This is a genomic window from Confluentibacter sediminis (assembly GCF_003258355.1).
Classification (GTDB): domain Bacteria; phylum Bacteroidota; class Bacteroidia; order Flavobacteriales; family Flavobacteriaceae; genus Confluentibacter; species Confluentibacter sediminis.
Genome location: NZ_QKPO01000095.1, coordinates 1 through 356 on the forward strand (window position 1 = coordinate 1; position 356 = coordinate 356).

At 68.5% G+C, this 356-nt stretch carries 1 protein-coding gene; it reads right to left on the reverse strand.

Annotation, left to right across the window (positions count from 1 at the left end; genetic code table 11):
• Nucleotides 1–356, reverse strand: a 356-nt coding sequence (locus tag DKT72_RS19065) for a hypothetical protein (RefSeq protein WP_162623389.1), incomplete at both ends; no start/stop codon positions are given.

Genomic DNA, 356 nt, shown 5'->3' on the forward strand with positions numbered 1-356 from the left:
CGGCCTTCCTCCAGCTCGTCTTCGAGGGCAGCGATGTGGCGGTCGAATACTTCGGCGGTCACCTGGCCGCCGCCGGCGAGCTCGGCCCAGTAACCGGCGTTGGCCGCGGCGGCCACGATTTCCGGTTCCACGGTGGTGGGGGTCATGCCGGGCAGCAGTACCGGCGGCTTGCCGGTGAGCTTGGAGAACTTGGTGACCAGCTTGGCGCCGGCCGGGGTGTTGATGACGCGCGGGGCGAATGCCTTCCAGTTCTGGGTGCGCTCAGGCTCGCTTTCCAGCGTGGAGAGCGTGGAGCGTTCGGACAGCGTGGTGGCTTCGACCACGCCGATGCCGGTGCCCTGCACCACGTTGCCGAT